13 protein-coding genes are annotated in these 16,198 nt (G+C 55.4%); 5 read left to right on the top strand and 8 right to left on the bottom strand.

Annotation, left to right across the window (positions count from 1 at the left end; translation table 11 throughout):
* Both ACI94_RS00310 and ACI94_RS00305 read left to right on the top strand, forming a co-directional pair.
* On the top strand, positions 1–450 hold a 450-nt coding region (locus ACI94_RS00310; RefSeq protein ID WP_286680947.1), incomplete at its 5' end, for a CARDB domain-containing protein.
* Positions 451–564: 114 nt separating this feature from the next.
* Positions 565–1,806, top strand: a complete 1,242-nt coding sequence (locus ACI94_RS00305; RefSeq protein ID WP_066957098.1) for an oligosaccharide flippase family protein — start codon at positions 565–567, stop codon at positions 1,804–1,806.
* 58 nt (positions 1,807–1,864) lie between these two features.
* On the opposite strand, the gene ACI94_RS00300 is transcribed toward ACI94_RS00305, so the two are convergent.
* Positions 1,865–4,045: a DUF2206 domain-containing protein gene (locus ACI94_RS00300; RefSeq protein ID WP_224732818.1), complete on the bottom strand. Its 2,181-nt coding sequence runs from the start codon at positions 4,043–4,045 to the stop codon at positions 1,865–1,867.
* Between the two features lie 232 nt (positions 4,046–4,277).
* Positions 4,278–5,453: a glycosyltransferase family 4 protein gene (locus tag ACI94_RS00295; protein ID WP_066957091.1), complete on the bottom strand. Its 1,176-nt coding sequence runs from the start codon at positions 5,451–5,453 to the stop codon at positions 4,278–4,280.
* Positions 5,454–5,965: 512 nt separating this feature from the next.
* Here ACI94_RS00295 and ACI94_RS00290 point away from each other — a divergent pair.
* The gene (locus ACI94_RS00290) at positions 5,966–7,423 is read left to right on the top strand and encodes a right-handed parallel beta-helix repeat-containing protein (protein ID WP_066957087.1); all 1,458 of its coding nucleotides are present in this window, start codon (positions 5,966–5,968) and stop codon (positions 7,421–7,423) included.
* A gap of 173 nt (positions 7,424–7,596) precedes the next feature.
* Here the strand turns inward: ACI94_RS00290 and ACI94_RS00285 are convergent, their stop codons facing one another.
* Complete coding sequence (locus ACI94_RS00285; protein WP_066957084.1) at positions 7,597–8,799, bottom strand: glycosyltransferase; 1,203 nt, start codon at positions 8,797–8,799, stop codon at positions 7,597–7,599.
* Entirely contained in the window at positions 8,796–9,878 is a 1,083-nt protein-coding gene (locus tag ACI94_RS00280) for a CapA family protein (RefSeq protein ID WP_066957081.1), read from the bottom strand. The genes ACI94_RS00285 and ACI94_RS00280 overlap by 4 nt, the downstream gene beginning before the upstream one ends.
* Before the next feature lie 1,013 nt (positions 9,879–10,891).
* Here ACI94_RS00280 and ACI94_RS00275 point away from each other — a divergent pair.
* Both ACI94_RS00275 and ACI94_RS00270 read left to right on the top strand, forming a co-directional pair.
* Positions 10,892–11,803, top strand: coding sequence for a glycosyltransferase family 2 protein (locus ACI94_RS00275; protein ID WP_286680946.1), 912 nt, complete (start codon positions 10,892–10,894; stop codon positions 11,801–11,803).
* Between the two features lie 189 nt (positions 11,804–11,992).
* Complete coding sequence (locus tag ACI94_RS00270) at positions 11,993–12,172, top strand: hypothetical protein (RefSeq protein WP_066957072.1); 180 nt, start codon at positions 11,993–11,995, stop codon at positions 12,170–12,172.
* A gap of 519 nt (positions 12,173–12,691) precedes the next feature.
* Here ACI94_RS00270 and ACI94_RS00265 read toward each other — a convergent pair.
* The 4 genes from ACI94_RS00265 to ACI94_RS00250 all read right to left on the bottom strand — a co-directional run bounded on the left by ACI94_RS00265 (position 12,692) and on the right by ACI94_RS00250 (position 15,989).
* Positions 12,692–13,033 carry a hypothetical protein gene (locus ACI94_RS00265; RefSeq protein WP_273259289.1) on the bottom strand — a complete coding sequence of 114 codons (342 nt, stop codon included), beginning with the start codon at positions 13,031–13,033 and terminating at the stop codon, positions 12,692–12,694.
* Positions 13,034–13,622: 589 nt separating this feature from the next.
* Complete coding sequence (locus tag ACI94_RS00260) at positions 13,623–13,751, bottom strand: hypothetical protein (protein ID WP_263478133.1); 129 nt, start codon at positions 13,749–13,751, stop codon at positions 13,623–13,625.
* 69 nt (positions 13,752–13,820) lie between these two features.
* The gene (locus ACI94_RS00255; RefSeq protein ID WP_066954730.1) at positions 13,821–14,975 is read right to left on the bottom strand and encodes a cofactor-independent phosphoglycerate mutase; all 1,155 of its coding nucleotides are present in this window, start codon (positions 14,973–14,975) and stop codon (positions 13,821–13,823) included.
* A gap of 84 nt (positions 14,976–15,059) precedes the next feature.
* On the bottom strand, positions 15,060–15,989 hold the full coding sequence (locus ACI94_RS00250) for an NAD-dependent epimerase/dehydratase family protein (RefSeq protein ID WP_066955429.1): 930 nt from the start codon (positions 15,987–15,989) through the stop codon (positions 15,060–15,062).
* Positions 15,990–16,198: the final 209 nt, after the last annotated feature.

The raw sequence follows: 16,198 nt of genomic DNA, 5'->3' as shown, positions 1-16,198 counted from the left end.
GCGGGCGTAAAGCACGGCGTCCTCTTCACGTTTGATGACGGCGCCGCCGGTCCCGGTGTCTGGTCCGACACCCATACTGGTTCGCTTGCCCCTGGTGCGTCAATCACGCTGACTGCAAACGGCGGCTCGGTCGGTGCAACCTGGAAGGCCATCACGGGAACTCATACCGTGAAAGCTACCGTAGATGATGTCAACCGGATTGCCGAGAGCAATGAGAACAATAACATCATGAGCAAGGTTATTGTTGTCAAAGCCCAGTCCGCCCCCACGAAGGGCGACCTCAACGGAGATGGCACCGTTGATTGGGCAGACGTGACGATCGTCGCCGGAATGGTCCAGGGGACTACCAAGCCCGATGCCGCTGCCGACTTTGACGGAAACGGCGTCGTGGATTGGTCTGACGTTGCCAAGATTGCAGATCTCTTCTTTGGCAGAACAACGTCACTGTGAACACTTGTCGGGGCTAGAGTTGTCCTCTAGCCTCATCCTTTGTTTTAACATCGGGGGTAAAGGGAGCAGAGCGGTGGATACATCTATATAGATGTCGCTCGATAATGGCGCCCGATGGCTGTAGCACTCCCCAAAAACTTCAGTGAGGTCAGGCATCACCTGCAGGAGCCGCTTATCAGAAATTCGTTCTTCATCATGGCCTCCTCGCTTGTTGCTGCGGGCTTTGGATTCTTCTTCTGGATGATTGCAGCCCGGCTTTACTCGCAGGCCGATGTGGGCATCGCAACCGCTCTGATGTCGTCCATGGGGCTTCTCATCCTCATCTCGCGGCTTGGCCTGGATCAATCAGTGATCCGGTTCTTCCCCAGCCGTGACAAGAACCGGGTGCTCGGAACCGCCCTCCTTGTGCCGACAGCAGTGGCGCTTGGTGCGGGGCTGATCTTCATTGCGGCAGTGGATGTCATATCCCCCGAGCTTACGATCGTCAAGACGGTCGCACCGCTCTACCTTGCCTTCCTCGGTACCTACTCCATCACCTGGGTCTTTGAGGGGGCGTTCAACGCTCTACGGAAGTCTGAGCACTACTTTACTTTGAATCTCCTTTACGGTTCGAGGATCCTCTTCCTCCCCCCTCTGATCTTCCTTGGGGCAATGGGAATCTTCAGCGCCTATGGTCTCTCGTTTGTCCTCGGGCTCATTCTCTCCCTCTTCCTACTCTCCCGGTGTTCCGTACGGCCGGCACTCTGCGTAGACCGGGTCTTTCTGCGGGAGGCGTGGCAATTCTCTGCCGGTGCGTATATCGCCGGGATACTGATGTCCGCCCCGAACATGGTCATCCCGATCATGGTCCTCCACGTGCTGGGAGCGGAGAGCACCGCGAGCTACTACATCACCTATGCTATCGTCTCAATCCTCTTCATGATCCCGTATGCGTTCACGACCTCGCTCTTTGTTGAGGGAAGCCATGGAGGAGAGATGAAAAGAAGCGTGTTCCGGACGCTCGCGAGCATGTTCGCCCTGCTCATACCTGCGATCATCGGTCTTTCTCTCTTTGGGGAGCAGATCCTCAACCTGATTGGCAAGGATTACGTCGAAGGAATGGCTCTTCTGCGGGTGCTTGCGTTCTCCGCTATATTCGTCTCCGTCTGCCAGACGTTCATATCCATCGCAAAGGTGAGAAATGATCTCAGGAGTCTCATCGTCATCAGCAGTTTTGTCAGTGTCGCGCTGCTCGGGCTTGGGTTTACCCTGATGCATCTCTTCGGCCTCATTGGCATGGGGTATGCGTGGCTTATTACGTATGTGCTGGGCACAATCCTGGTGGTGCTTATTCTGAAGAGAAAAGGGTGGATATGATCCCGGATCACCCCCTATTTGAGGGTAATTCCGGTTGCAGGTGCCCAGTTTCTGTCCGTCACCTGTAATAGATGACGGATCCGGCATTATCATAGATCCGATTCTTATTGCTGATGAATTGTTCAGCATCGGTATAGCCTGCCACGGTGACCGTGCCCTCCTGTGCTTCGAGCCGGACGCTCTCTCGGACCAGGTTATACGTGCCGAAGTAAAGGTAGGAGTTCGGCTCCACCAGCGACACGTTTGCCGGTAGGTAACGTTGATGATCCGGATCAAAGCCCAGCAGGAGCCACCAGCGCATACCGTCGACGTAGATTGGACGGTTGATACCCTCTAAGTAGAGCCATCTGGCCCCCTGCACCTCTTTGCCGTTGAAGACTGGTTTATCGCCAGTGGTCTCGAGCGCCATCGATGTCGGGTTGTCGTTTGTGATCTGATAGATTAGTCCGCTGTTAAAGAGGAGGAATACGACAAAGAATGCTGATAATATCTGATATGGTGTTTTCATCAGCGGGATGGCGGTTATCATGCGTATCCTTGATGCTACTGTCTCGTAGAGAGTTATACCACCGATGATTGCAAACGGGGCAAGCAAGATCAGGGTGATGTGGTAGAGGCGGCTGGTGTTGAGGGAGCTTGCAAAGAACGGAACGATAATCCCGGCTACGTTTATGAGGAGGAAGATGAGTGAGAGAGCAAGATACTCGGGCTCGATACGCCACCGTTTCGCCTTTACCAGGGTTGCGAGCAGTCCCACCGCGATGAGCCCCTGGGTGGTGATATGGACGATCTTTGCCAGGCTATGCAAGAGTGTGGATGATCGCCTGGTGAGGATCTGCATCCCTTGAGCGGTTGTCGGATTGAGGGGATCTACAAAGAGGGTGTTCCATATCTTATCCCAGATGCCTGTGATGGTGGCAAATGCCATACCCTCGGCTATCGTCGAGTACCAGAGGTAGGTGAACGTGGCGAATATCAGGATATAGGGAAGGACAAGTGTCCTTATCTCTTGCGGGTTGCCCCCTCTTGGAGCAAGCAGGTCGGGCGCCAGGGTGCCTGCCACTTTCCGGACTAGTTCCTGCAAGCCGAACGGCAGGCGTTCCAGGGTTATCAGCAGCAGCCATGCCGGAATGAGTGAGAAGAGGTAGATATACGAGAGGCCATAATGCGAGACGATCATGGCAAAGCCGAATGTGATCATGAGGAATGCCCGCCTGCCGCGGTCCATGGTTTTGTCGATCATCGCGAGGATCGTCAGGACAAGAAAGAGTTCTGCGATCTGCTGGCGAGCAAGCGAGATCATCTCGGTGTAGAACGTAAAGAACGAGACGAAGAAGAAGACCGATATAAGGCCGATCTTCGGGCTTGTCTGTCTCTCGATTGCCCGGTAGAGTCCGAGCGGCACGAACGCAAAGAGGAGTGGGTAGAGGATCTTGAAGACCCAGACCGGGTCGAGACTGCAGATGATTGAGTAGATAGGTACGAGCGCAACGACGGAGAGCATCCCGTTTGTGTTGTATGGTATGCTCATGTCCCAGAATCCCGGAATCAACACGCTGTTTGCGAGATGGAGTTCGTGATGGATGTCATAGCCCCAGACATACTCCGATATTAGTGCGGTATGATAGAGGAGCGAGAGCGCAATGGTGTAGGCCGCCAGCGGGTAACATGATTCGGGGATGAACTGGTCATATCCGATGGCGAGGCCGATGATCGCGATCAGGATGAGGAGCAGAAAGAGTAGAGTGACCATGTGATACTCGTCGCGCATATATGTCCCGAGGATTGCAAGAAACGGAAGCAGCATCAGGAATGGTACGGCAGGGGATGGGGGGATCTCCACTTTAGGGTTGGATGTGGTATGCCCCCGGTCTCTTGTGAGCGCTATGTAGAGCAGAACTTGCACAACAGCGACGGTTGTAAGAAAGAGACTCGCAAACGAGAATGGGCGTGCGTACCCGAGCAGCGGGTAGATGATGTTTGCGGCAAAACCTGTGAGCATCAGGACTGCAAGGCTCAGTCCGACGGAGTAGAGCAGTGTCTCGATCGTGCCGAGATTATGAAACCTGAGTGCCTTCAGCACAAGGACCCCTGGAAGGAATGTCAGATAGAGGAAAGCCAGAGCCTCTCTTGCAATCGGTATGTAGTGTCCGAGGAGGTCAAGGAGGATTACCCCGATGAAAGCGAGCTGAATCGCCTGAAATACCCAGAAGAATCTCCTGTTATCCCAGTCGTTCATCTGAAGTGGATTGAGCAGGTACATGATACATCAGGCGAGTCTCTGGTGGGCCTCTTCCTCATTGGGGGCCTCTGATCGGTTATTATCCTGTCCGTGCACTTACTATCGAGTCTGCCTATTAAAACCTTTGCAGCGTCCCCGGTCCGGGGACGCTCTCTTTGGGTATGCTAGCTCCGGGGGAAACTGTCCATCCCTTCTCCCCGATGACCGTCTCATTGCGGAACTCTCCCGGTCATCGCTCTCTTACACCAGCGTGCGTTCTCTCGATCAGGACCTCGTCTGCAGGCTTTTCGACAATCTCTGAGGCGGGTACAATCTCGCTGTAGACCGCAAGAAGCGATTGGACGATCGTTGACCAGGCCATATCCGTCTTGAGCTTTATGTAGCCCTGTTCTCCCATGCGCTGGCATGCTTCCGGGTCTTTAAGGAGTCTCACGATCGCATCTGCCAGTGCTGTCGGGTCGCGTGGAGGCACGATGTATCCTGTCTTTCCGTCATCGACGACCTCGGGCAGGCTCCCTACATCTGTGACCACCACCGGTCGTCTGAACCCATATGCGGTCGGTATGACGCCGCTCTGGGACGCTTCGATGTAGGGGAGCACCACAACGCTCGCCTGCTGAAAGAGCCGGGCTCCTTCTTCATAGGGTATCCTGTAGTTGTAGACCTCGAATGCGTCCCGGCCCGCCATTGCCGCCCTGTACCTGCCAAAGTCCTCTCCTGTTCCGGCGATGACGATCCGTGCATCCGGGATCTCCCTGGTGATAAACGGTTCTGCCTGGATCAGGCACTCTAGCCCTTTGTAGCGGTGGATGCGGCCGAAGAAGAGGATTCGATGACCCTCCGGCCTGAGATCAACCTTTTCGTATTTTTTAAACGGTGTCACCTCATGCTCCCCGATCGGGATGACACGCACTTTCTGGTCCGGGACGCGGTAGTCCTCTACCAGGGCCTTTTTGAGCGCCTTCCCGTGAACGAAGATCCGATCGGGTACAATCCTCGATACGAACAGGGTGAGCCGATAGAGGAGGGAACCGAGATCCAGGAGTCGGTCTTCACCGGCATGCGGCTCGATGTCGTGGAACGTCGCCACGAGCGGATACTTTCGAAGCATTAGCAGAAGGGGGCAGAGCATGGGGTTGTTCACCTGGTAGTGAACGATATCCGGCCCAAAATCGTCGATCGCGGCAACGATCTCCCGAAGCATCGGGTAGCACGACGGCCCAAGTCTTCCGGCATACTGTGAGTAGCCAAAGACGCGAACCCTCACCCTCGGGTCAATGCTCTCCAGGTACTCCTCCGACCTGTAGTCCGGAAGCAGCAGCAACACATCGGTGTGCCGGGCAAGCTCGTTTGCCATCTGGATGGTGTAGTCGTAGAACCAGAAGGTCAGGCATGCCACTCGCATAGGCCCCTCTCTAGGGCCCCCTCTATATAGATATTCTCTTCTCAAGCACCGTTAGACCGAATATTCCACCACAGGATGGTACGAACCTGACGGCGCTCTCAAGCGGTGTCCATGCAGTACCCGGTTTCTCTCTGTCCCGTTCTTGGTGAGTTTGGCGGCGCCAGTATTGCTTCGTGTCACTGTCCGGCTATCATTCTCGGAGTCCTCGACCCATCCAGACGCACAGTCCCGTTCTCCTTCAACTCTGCGCATACCTGCTTAATGGGGGGCCGTTTTTGGGTGGCTGCCGGAAGAAAGCGCGAGTATTTATCTGTTTCGATTTAAATTAAAGTGATATTATATAATGTTTTTGCAGACCTTTTTCTCGCATCTATACCGCCTTCTTCCAAACCAGGCGGATCATATCCCGTTATATATCGAGACAATTATTCTAACAAATTTTATTTTTATAATAAAATATATGTGCGGTGGCCAAAAAACGATAGTTCTACCTCACAGAGAGGCTGAATGGCATGACAGATAGGCGAAATATACTAAGACTGACTGCACTGCTTCTGGTAGGCTGCCTGATTGCAGCATTCTCTCCGGTAAGTGCAGTCGAGTCTGCAACTCCGGCCACGCTCACCGTGGCTGCAAGCGATAGCACCGAACTGTCGAAGGACCAGGCAGACTATGTCTGTGACGGAGTCGACGACCACGTTGAGATCCAGGCAGCGCTTGACGCACTGCCGGATGGTGGTAAGGTCGTCCTCTCGGATGGTACGTTCAACTGCGCCGGCATTATCGCTCCGCCGGCAGGCACGACGCTCTCTGGGCAGGGTCCGGATGCGACAAACCTTATGTTCACCCATGACGGGCGCATCAGTGTCGACCAGGAGTCCATCACGCTCGACGGGTTCTCCGTCGAGGGCACCGGCTACAGCAGCAACGTCAAGTGGCTTGGTGTGGTGACTGTCCGGGCAAGCCACGCAAAGATCCACAACATTACAGGAACTGCGGATGCAAGCATCCAGGCGGTCTTCCTCCTGATCCACGACCCGGCCGTCTATGCGCCGACCCTCGAGGATGTCGAGTTCGTCAACTGCAAGGCCGTGGATACCGGGACATATGGGTTCCTCCACAACGCCTGGGGCACAACGAACAAGGTGATCAAGAACGTCCGCTACGATAACTGTGAGGCTATCAACTGCGGGAGCACGGGTGCCTTCAACCCCTGGATCACCGGGTTCGACTTTGCCGAACTCAATGACATGGACGGCCTCCGCGTGACGAACTGTCTTGCAGAAGGCAATCTTGAGTCCGGATTCCACTTCGAGTTCGATCCCACGGTGACGGACGCGGTCCTTGAGAACTGTGTGAGCCGGAACAACGGGCAGAAGCCGTATCCGACGGTGCCCTACAAGCAGAGCGATATGTCGACCCACTACTTCGGGTGCGGCTACTACGCTCCGAACGCTGACGCGACGTTCATCAACTGTACGGCGGAAGGCAACTCGCTGTATGGTTTCTATGCCACGAACGGCGGCAAACTCTACAACTGCGTCGAGAAGGATACCGGTGCCGGAAAGACAGACTACACATACCGTAAGCCGGCCGGCTACTACAGCATCCCGTGCCGCTCGACTGACCCCGCTCTGGTGCTTGAGAACTGCTCGAGCATTGACTCGCACGGCTACGGTCTCCAGGTTGATCTTGCAAAGAACATCCAGATCAAGAACTTCAACCTCATAAACCCGGCCGGAATCGACGGCAAGGGTGCAAGTCTCGGCGGTACAAACGGCCAGTTTGGCGATGCTGTGGTTGACATCCATGCATCCGGCGATCGGGTTGAGACACTGGTCTGGGCGAAGAACAACCAGAATGTCCAGTACACCGGCGAGATCGTCTCCGACTCTCCGAAGGCCTTCCTGGTCGAGGGCGGCCAGAATGTCCAGACTGCAGGCATGAAGGCTACGTCTGCCGGTGAGTAGATCGGTCGATACCGCCTGGCCCGCACAGGGTCTGGCCCCAATCTTTTTTTGTCTTTATGCGGCGGATAGTCGCCATCTTGTTCGGACTTCTGGCGTGAACCCTGGGCACCTGATTTTATGCAGGGCAGGTCTTCGCGAACTTCCAAAAAGAGTTTTAGGGGATCTTGAATCCGTCAGACCCGGACGGAACCCCGCTTGCTGAGGCTGCCGTTTGCGACCTTTGCGTAAAAGTTCTCAATCTCATGGACGATTGACTGCCAGTTGTATCTTGTCAGGACGAGCTCTTTCGCCTGTTCACCAAGCCTTGCCCGCAGGGCATCGTCGTTGAGCAGGCGACCGACAGTCTCGGCGAACGCTTCCGGTGTGTATTCGGTATTGAACCCGATGGTATTGTCTATCCATTCGAGCAGATCTCCATGCCCCGTTGTCACGATTGGCGTCCCGCAGAGGCAGGACTCAAGAAATGTGACCGGGAATCCAGTGAAACTCGGTGTGACGAAGACGTCTGCATCAATATATGCAGCCAACTTATCTTCCTTGCTTACGAATCCCGTGAAGATCACGCGGTCACTGATGCCCAGCGACTGGATCAACTGTTTGAATTCATGGTTGAATCCCATATCTTCGCCTACCAGCATGAGGACAACATCATCGAACTCCCGCGCAAGAAGCGCAAACGATCGGATCAGGAGGTCGATGCCTTTCGTCGGGTCGAGCCGTCCGAGGTAGAGCACGATTTTGGTGGTCTCGCCGATGCCCCATGCTGCGCGAAACTTACCGCGGGGAGGGAGGTCGCGATACTCAGCAAGATCGAGTCCGTTCGGGATAATTGCTATCTTTTCGTCATCAACCCCCAGCATCCGGTAATGATCCGCCTCGATCTTGTTGAGCGCAATCACCCCTGCAGCGCCGCGAATGACATCCTCTGTCCAGAGCATATCAAAGAGCCGTTTCATCCGTGTAGATCCGGTATCCCGCGGGAGTGCCCCATGCGCCTGGAGCACATACGGAATGCCGTATTTCCTTGCATAATGCGACGCGATGACGGTAAGCAGGGTACGATGGTCGTGGATATGGATCACGTCGAACCCTGCAATCTCCCTTCGTGCGACTGCCGGCATGTAGTACGGCATCACCGGAGGAGCTGTTATCGGGATGTACTTGCGCAGGTTTTCGAAGTAGTAGACGTTCATCCCGTCAACTTTGGTTGGACGATTCGTCGGCAGATCGTAGGCGTGGAGGCTCCTGTTCGTCGTATATACCGTGACGTCGTGCCCATTCGCGTGAAGGTTATGAGAAATATCATATGCAACTCGCGCAACTCCTCCCGATTCCCAGAGTGGTTTAAAGAACGGGGTAACCTGTAAAATATTCATGCGTATCCTCTTATGCTCCGTTGTTTCAGCCGTTTCCTGATCATACCCGCATAGCAGTTGAGGCAGAACGGTGTCACCAACCAGACTCCACACTCGATCAGAGGTGCGAGCCCGTGCCGTCGGATGCGGTAGCGATAACTCTCCAGATTATATACCAGGTAGTCCTCACCGATCTCTTCAAACCACCACCGCCGGCTGACTTCCCCTTTCTGCACTCGTTCAGAACATTTTGCAATCCAGCGCTGCACCTGTTCCCGGGTTGATCCCTTCGCAACCTCAGGCTGGAAGTCGCTATTGATGATGCAGGGGATGGTCGTGTAATCCCGGATGCCATGCCGGTCAAAGTCTACAGAGAGGATCATGGTGCTGTTAATCTTCTCCTTGAAGATCTCGGTATCAAACTGGAAGTTTCCAAGGGAATAGGCGATCAATCCGTCATTATACCGTTCCAACCCCTGGATGGTATGCGAATGGTGCCCAAGGATCAGGGTCGCCCCGCTGTCGATGAGGGCATGGGCAAGCCGGACCTGGTTGGGGGAGGGATAGTACGTATTCTCGATTCCCCAGTGCAGGGAGAGAATAACATGGTCGCACTGGTCCTTCAGCGTCTTGATGTCGTTGATTATGGCTTTTTTCCGCAGTTTTGCTACCGTGACTCCTGATGGCGACCGGAATCGTCCGCTCGTGTAGGCCAGGAACCCCAGCCGGATCCCGTTCCGCTCGATAACCTGCCCTGCAGGGGGATCGTCACCCCTTGCTCCACCGATATAGGCGATTCCTCGGGTTTCCAGACCCTCGAGGGTCTTCTCGAACCCTTCCCGGCCCATATCGAGCGTGTGGTTATTCGCCACGCTGACGATGTCAAATCCGGCATCTCTGAGGTAGTCGCCTGCTTCTGGCGGGTTTGTATTGATCCAGCGCTTCTTGCTCTCGGTTCCGGTCTCGGAGAGGGCGGTCTCCAGGTTCCCAAAGAGCAGATCCTTCTGCCGGAGTTCGTGCTGAATCAGGGCAAACGGCTCTTTCCCGTTCCTCGTCCAGAGCAGAACATCCCCTACAGCTCGAAGCCGCACAGATGTCATACCTCCCTCCCGGCAGACTCGTTGTTACCACAAAATTGCCTGGGGTCGCCACTGAGATTCATCAGTATCTGACGGCTGATCTCTGCACTCTTCACCCCCGGCAGCAGGTCCCTGCTGCCTTCGGATAGAAAACTCTTAAGGTATGGGCAGTCTGGAATATTGCCTTCCCCCTTGACGCACTGCTCCAAACTGGAGGTTGAGAAATATATATTTTGCCCCACGTGGGGGCGCCAACGGGCCAGTCCTGCTGCGTAAGGCGCCCGGGATGTTTTATGGTGCCGGACCTGGTACGGAGGGTTCCGTGATACTGCCTGAACTGCCGAACCATTAATTACTCCCACACCAACTACTGATCGAGCACTTCAGCGGCAGATGATGAAAGTTACCCCCACTGAACTTATGATGAAGCAGGGGACTGATGCCGCAGTTTTATGAAAAAGGGGCTGTGTACCGGCACTGTTATCCCGTCTCTTTGCTCCCGGTTGGGCCGTTCGTCTCCCAGGTGGCTTTACCGCCGCCAATTTACCGAATGCAATGCGATACGGTTGCCATAATCAGCGATTCGGAAAATTATATATGCCAGTAGTCCATATGGCGGGCCCTGTGCAGTGTGATTGAGTCGGGCAACTCCCCAGATCTGTTCCGATCCATCCTTCTGGCGCCCTGCCTGTTTAGAGGGGTTGTCCGGGAGATGCTGTGATGGAGGGTTTCACGTGCACTGGTTAGGATCTATCCATCCAGTTACTACCGAGGCTTCTACATGTGCGAAACTGACAGATACCAGGTTTTTTCCCCAGTCCGGCAGCAACATCGCGCCGGTACATCCCAATGGCAGGGGCGGAAAGGCTGCACGTACGGCGGATGCCCGCGGAGAGCAGCCTGCAAGGAGTGTGTGCCTTCCCCCTTCCGGTCTCCTCTCTCGGGGGTGGAATCCGATCCCTGGAGAAATTCGCTTCTCCGGTAGAACGATCCTGGAGAAACCACGTGACATTACGGGTACTTCGGCAACCCCTGTGGCAGAACACCCGCAGTTCGCGGTTATCGCTCCTGCATACAACGAGGCCCTCGTCATCGGTTCCATCGTTCTTCAAGCGAAGAAGCACACCGACCGGGTGATCGTCGTCGACGACGACTCGATCGATCAAACCGCCGAGATCGCCCGACTCGCCGGTGCCGATGTCATCAGACTGCCGGAAAACGCCGGTAAGGCAAAGGCGATGATGGCCGGATTTTCACGGGCACGTGAGCTCGGCTACGACGCCGTCGTGGTGATCGACGGCGACGGCCAGCACGATCCCGACGAGATCCCGGCTGTCGTGGCGCCGGTGATTGCCGGCGAGGCCGATCTGGTCATCGGCTCCCGGTTCCTGAACACCCGGGCTGAGATCCCTGCTTACCGGCGGGCCGGGCAGTTGGTGCTCAACAGGTTCACGAACCTCTCGGTTGACGGCGGCGGCTTCACGACGACGGATTCACAGTCGGGTTTTCGGGCCCTCTCCCGCCGGGCCCTTGAGAACCTCACCTTCGCATCGGAGGGCTACAACATCGAAACCGATATGATCGTCCACTTTGCCTCCCGCAACCTCCGGATGACCGAGGTCCCGATCTCCGTTACCTACGACGTTCCCCACAAGCACAAGAAGAATCCGCTTTCCCACGGCTTCGGGGTGCTTACCCGGATCGCGGGGCTGATCGGATATAAGCAACCGCTCCTCTTCTTTGGAGTACCGGGAGGAGTTATCGCGTTCTTCGGGATCGCTCTTGAGCTCTACACTTTCTCCGAGTTCTATCGGATCAATCAGTTCCATTACATTGTATTCACTTTGGGGATAACCGCACTCATTCTTGGGCTCCTGCTGGTCTCATCCGGGCTGATCCTCAATTTCTTAGTATCGATGATTGAACGGCGGGCGGGTGAAACGTAGGTACCTTACGCGATCACCGTCATCTCGCAAAGGATCTTCCTTGTCCGCCGGGCTGGTTGCCGAGATGCCGGAGAGCGGCGGCAAGACGAAGGTCGTGACGGCCGAATTTGCCTGAACGCATGAATCTGGCTGTGAGACCCTCGGGATGACCAACACTGATGGTCATCACAACCTGGAAGAGCCCCAATCGTGGCGGCGCCGGTGTTTGCGGGGGTTGCTGACCTCGTCGTTGGGTTGCGGATGATCGCCCATCTCGACTCGATCGGCCTTATGATGGTCGAGATCCCGATATCGGTCACCTATGGCGTCCCTCACAGGCACAGGAAAAGCTGGATCTCCCATGGCATGGGGTGCCCGAAAAGATCGTGAGACTCTTTAGCCATCGGCGACTGTTACAATTATGTCTCGATCCCGTAAGCGGGAACGAAGTTCCCTCGCTCCAATACGTTAAGACCTCTTGAAGATTGCAGTTACCTGACGTCTGTGCCGCCGCTATAAGGGTCCAGTCTATACCCGCACCTGGTCACGGAAGAGATCAATTGACACGGATCTAATGAGCTCGACGCAGGCTGTGCGTCGATATTGTTGGCCTGCCGGGAATCTTACCATGTTTGTGACTGCTATGGTGCGCTCTGTCGGTTACTCCCTCTCTTCAGAGATGGGAACGGAGGAGATCCTGGAACAAAGAGACGAAGCGATGCAAACGGGATAGGGCCTGCACGTCGGAAGCCGTCTACGATTTAAAACGACGGTCCCTACATTTTGCTCTGTACTCCATAGACTTTATATATTCAGTTTGTAATAGGCTCAACGATGCATAAAAAGAATATAGCATCAATCACCTTGGCAGCCTGGATGTTCACCGTGGGGGGTCTTATGTACCTGCTCCTAGGGCTTTGCCCCGTCGGATGGGTCTTCTATGTCAGCCCCAGGGTTTGATACCCTGATCTTAGCCGGGCTGTTCAGGGTATAGGTTCCGGCCTGCAGGACAACTGTCCCATTGCTAATAGCCTTCACTGCGGCCTGTATGACGTTGCTGTCATCAATTCCCGCAGTTCCGCTGCTGATTAACTGGCCGTTGCTGTCTTCTGCAAGGATCTTTGTGCCGTTGATGTATACAACGGCATCATATGATCCCTGGGAGACTTCCTGGTTCTGGGCTGCCAGTGCTGGTGCAACAAAAGCTACCATCATGGATAGTGTCAGTACCAGAATTTGAGTCTTCTTCATGCATCATCTCCTTGGAATCCCCTCTGGAGACTGCATCTGTCTCCAGAAGGCTCGTAGAGGGTCTCCCCTCAGTATTACATTCGCAACTTCTCGTATTTATGCTCTTCCATGAATGGATATCAGATTATATCATTTATAATCTAATTATGATCAAAAATATCGTTGTTTTTACATTATTTCCTTATTACTATTATTGGACACTTTTGAGAAAAATATATATTATGCTTCGGCTCTGATCACTTTCTTGTGACATTACTGCCGATATATTAGAAAATCGATGCCACAGATGTCTGACTTCAGCCATCTGGCCGCCGAGATGGGTTCAACAATGAGGTGGGACGATATCGGCGGGCATTTTTTTCATGAAGCGTGCACCTGAAAGTCGCAGCATCGATATGGGATGTGGGGTTTCACTCTCCTGGGGAGCGCGACAATGTTAACGGAAAAACCATAATCGTGGGCGCATCTCAACTCTGAGAAGTCCTGCGTTCCCCTGCCTTTCATCCCTCCCGGACGCTTGCCTCGATGTTTTTTGCCGGCGCAAAACAGCACCGTCTCCTGGTCCCCGAGCACCTCCGCCGCAGCCCGGTCACATCCCCATGTTGGAACCCCCGATGGCGTAGACCATCGGACCGAGCGAACTCATGCCCGAACAGGCAGCGCCGGCCTCCCCCAGGTGCTGCATGGCTACCTTGTCCCTCTTGAATCCCCGTATCACACCTGATGGGCGGTTGACGAGGAGATTACATACAAAAATGGTATGGGGTTCGGGTGATTGCAGGGAAGTTTACTTTGAGAAGAGCCGAGTAAGGAAGTCCGTCGCCTGCATGAGTCCAAACGATCCCTCCCGTGCCTCGTTTTCAGAGAATCTCGAGACTTCGTCTCTTCCTTTCCCGAGCACCGCAAAAGGTACCGGATCTCTGGTATGGGTCTTGTATCGTATCGGTGTGGGGTGATCGGGAAGGACCGCAACGGTCGTGTCGGGCCGGTCGAGGATGATCCCGATCGCTTCGTCGAGCCGCTCAATCGCCCGCACCTTCTCCTCCACGCTTCCCATATGCCCTGCTTCGTCAGGGGCCTCAACGTGCATGTAGACGAAGTCAAGGCGGTCAAGGGCATCGACTGCGTATCGGGCCTTGGCCTCATAATCCGTATCGAGGAACCCGGTGGCGCCGGGGACGTGGATCACCTCCATTCCGGCAAGATGGGCGATCCCGCAGAGGAGATCGACTGCTGATATCATCCCGCCGGTAAGGCCGTACTTCTCATGGAAGGGTGTAAGCGACGGCCTCCTCCCGCCGCTCCACGGCCAGATCTCGGTGGCCGGTGCCTTCCCCTCCCGCAGGCGGCGCAGGTTGACCGGGTGGTCGGCAAAGATCGCCCGTGACCGCTCCATGCAGTCGAGGAGGATGTCGGCGTCGCCCCCCCTTGGGAGGTAATCTTCGATGGATCTACCGACGATATCGTGGGGGGCGGTGGTAACGGAGCCGCACGCTCCCGGGACCACCATCAGGTTCCGGTAACCGACCCCCGGGTAGACTCTGACACCCTCAAGCTGAGCGTCAAGGTCCCGGAGGAGTTCAGCACCCTCGGCGCTGGATATATGCCCGGCGTTGAAGTCCACCATCATGCCATCCAGGATCGTGACCAGATTGCACCGGTAGGCCATCTCTCCATTCTCGAGTTCGATCCCCATGCTGGCCGCTTCGAGCGGTCCCCTCGCGGTGTAGGATATGCGGGGGTCGTAGCCCAGAATGGAGAGGTTCGCGACGTCACTGCCCGGCTCGAATTCATCCGGCACGGTTCGGAGCATTCCAGATCGGCCTTCCCGGGCGATCCTGTCCATATTCGGTGTATCTGCATATTCAAGGGGCGTTTTACCCCCCAGTTCGGCAAGCGGCTCATCCGCCATGCCATCCCCGAGAATGACTATGTATTTCATGTAAATCCCTTATGCATCTCTGATGGTGCCTGAAATGTAGATTTGGCTGTTATTGAAGTAGATTGATTGGGTTGTCGCCCTCCCCTACCCGAGCATGGCGCGGACCGCTGTGCGCACGCTCTCTTCTGATGTAGTGTTGCACTTCCAGCCAAGAGCCTTGAGTTTCTCGACCGAGAGTTGCATCCTCGGCACATCGCCTACCCAGCCGCGAGCGCCGCCGGTGAACCGGTACCGAACACCGGAGAGACCCATCTCCTCTACAACGATATCAGCGATGGTGACGACGTCGATCCAGTCTTCTGAGCCGATGTTGAAGATGTTGACCGGGTCATGCGAGTGCTCGATCCCGAACTGGACGGCGCGGACGCACTCTCTGACCTCCAGGTAAGACTTAGTCTGTCTCCCGTCGCCGAGGATCTCGAGTTCCTGCGGGTTCTCGCGGAGTTTCCTGATGAAGTCGGAGATGACCCCATGCCCGCTCCTCTCACCGATGATGTTTGCAAACCGGTAGATCCACGACGTCATCTCAAACGAGTGACAGTATGCGGATATGAGCGCTTCGCAGGCAAGTTTCGTCGCGCCATAGACGGATATCGGTTCAAGAGGTGTGTAGGTCTCCGGTGTCGGGATGACAGCGGCATCCCCGTAAACGGTTGAGGTCGAGGTGAAGACCAGTTCCGGAACATCGTATGCCCGCATTGCCTCGAGCACCCGGTACGTGGCGATGACGTTGTTTCGCAACTGCGAGTCCGGGGTTACGGCGCTCTGACGCACATCGGGATCTGCAGCGATGTGGTAGACCCGGTCGGCTCCGTGGAAGCGCTCTTGCCAGCCATCATCGAGCAGGTTCTGCTTGATGAAGGTGACCTTTCCGCTTGCTGCGTGGTGTGCGAGGTTCTTCTCGGTGCCTGCGCTACAGTCGTCGATGACCAGTACGTCGTTCCCCGCCGCGACCAGAGCATCGACGACGTGGGAACCGATGAAGCCGGCACCACCCGTTACGATACAGAACATCATAGAATAGTATCTCTCCCATGCTATAGGGTTACTGGATGAGACCACTCATCCATCAGCGTTCGGTCGGTCGGCCGAATCGGAGAGCGAAGCCTCGAAGCCTGGTTGCCGTGAGTCCTGCAGGAAGGTGAAAGGAGCAGGGAGCGGTGATGGGATGTGGTGTGTCTTACTCTCTTCTCCTCCTCCTTTCGCAGCGAAAAGCGCCTCTC

The sequence above is a fragment of the Methanoculleus sp. DTU007 genome (genome assembly GCF_001512385.1).
In the GTDB taxonomy this organism is placed as follows: Archaea; Halobacteriota; Methanomicrobia; order Methanomicrobiales; family Methanoculleaceae; genus Methanoculleus; species Methanoculleus thermophilus.
The sequence above is the reverse complement of the archived record's forward strand: the minus strand, read 5'-3'. Positions and strand labels throughout refer to the sequence as shown.

What these genes read in the sequence shown, in the direction of transcription:
- ACI94_RS00285 (WP_066957084.1), bottom strand. Translation starts at nt 8,799, where the DNA reads ATGAATATTTTACAGGTTACCCCGTTCTTTAAACCACTCTGGGAATCG.
- ACI94_RS00300 (WP_224732818.1), bottom strand. Translation starts at nt 4,045, where the DNA reads ATGAACGACTGGGATAACAGGAGATTCTTCTGGGTATTTCAGGCGATT.
- ACI94_RS00305 (WP_066957098.1), top strand. Translation starts at nt 565, where the DNA reads ATGGCTGTAGCACTCCCCAAAAACTTCAGTGAGGTCAGGCATCACCTG.
- ACI94_RS00250 (WP_066955429.1), bottom strand. Translation starts at nt 15,989, where the DNA reads ATGTTCTGTATCGTAACGGGTGGTGCCGGCTTCATCGGTTCCCACGTC.
- ACI94_RS00265 (WP_273259289.1), bottom strand. Translation starts at nt 13,033, where the DNA reads ATGAAGAAGACTCAAATTCTGGTACTGACACTATCCATGATGGTAGCT.
- ACI94_RS00255 (WP_066954730.1), bottom strand. Translation starts at nt 14,975, where the DNA reads ATGAAATACATAGTCATTCTCGGGGATGGCATGGCGGATGAGCCGCTT.
- ACI94_RS00280 (WP_066957081.1), bottom strand. Translation starts at nt 9,878, where the DNA reads ATGACATCTGTGCGGCTTCGAGCTGTAGGGGATGTTCTGCTCTGGACG.
- ACI94_RS00290 (WP_066957087.1), top strand. Translation starts at nt 5,966, where the DNA reads ATGACAGATAGGCGAAATATACTAAGACTGACTGCACTGCTTCTGGTA.
- ACI94_RS00295 (WP_066957091.1), bottom strand. Translation starts at nt 5,453, where the DNA reads ATGCGAGTGGCATGCCTGACCTTCTGGTTCTACGACTACACCATCCAG.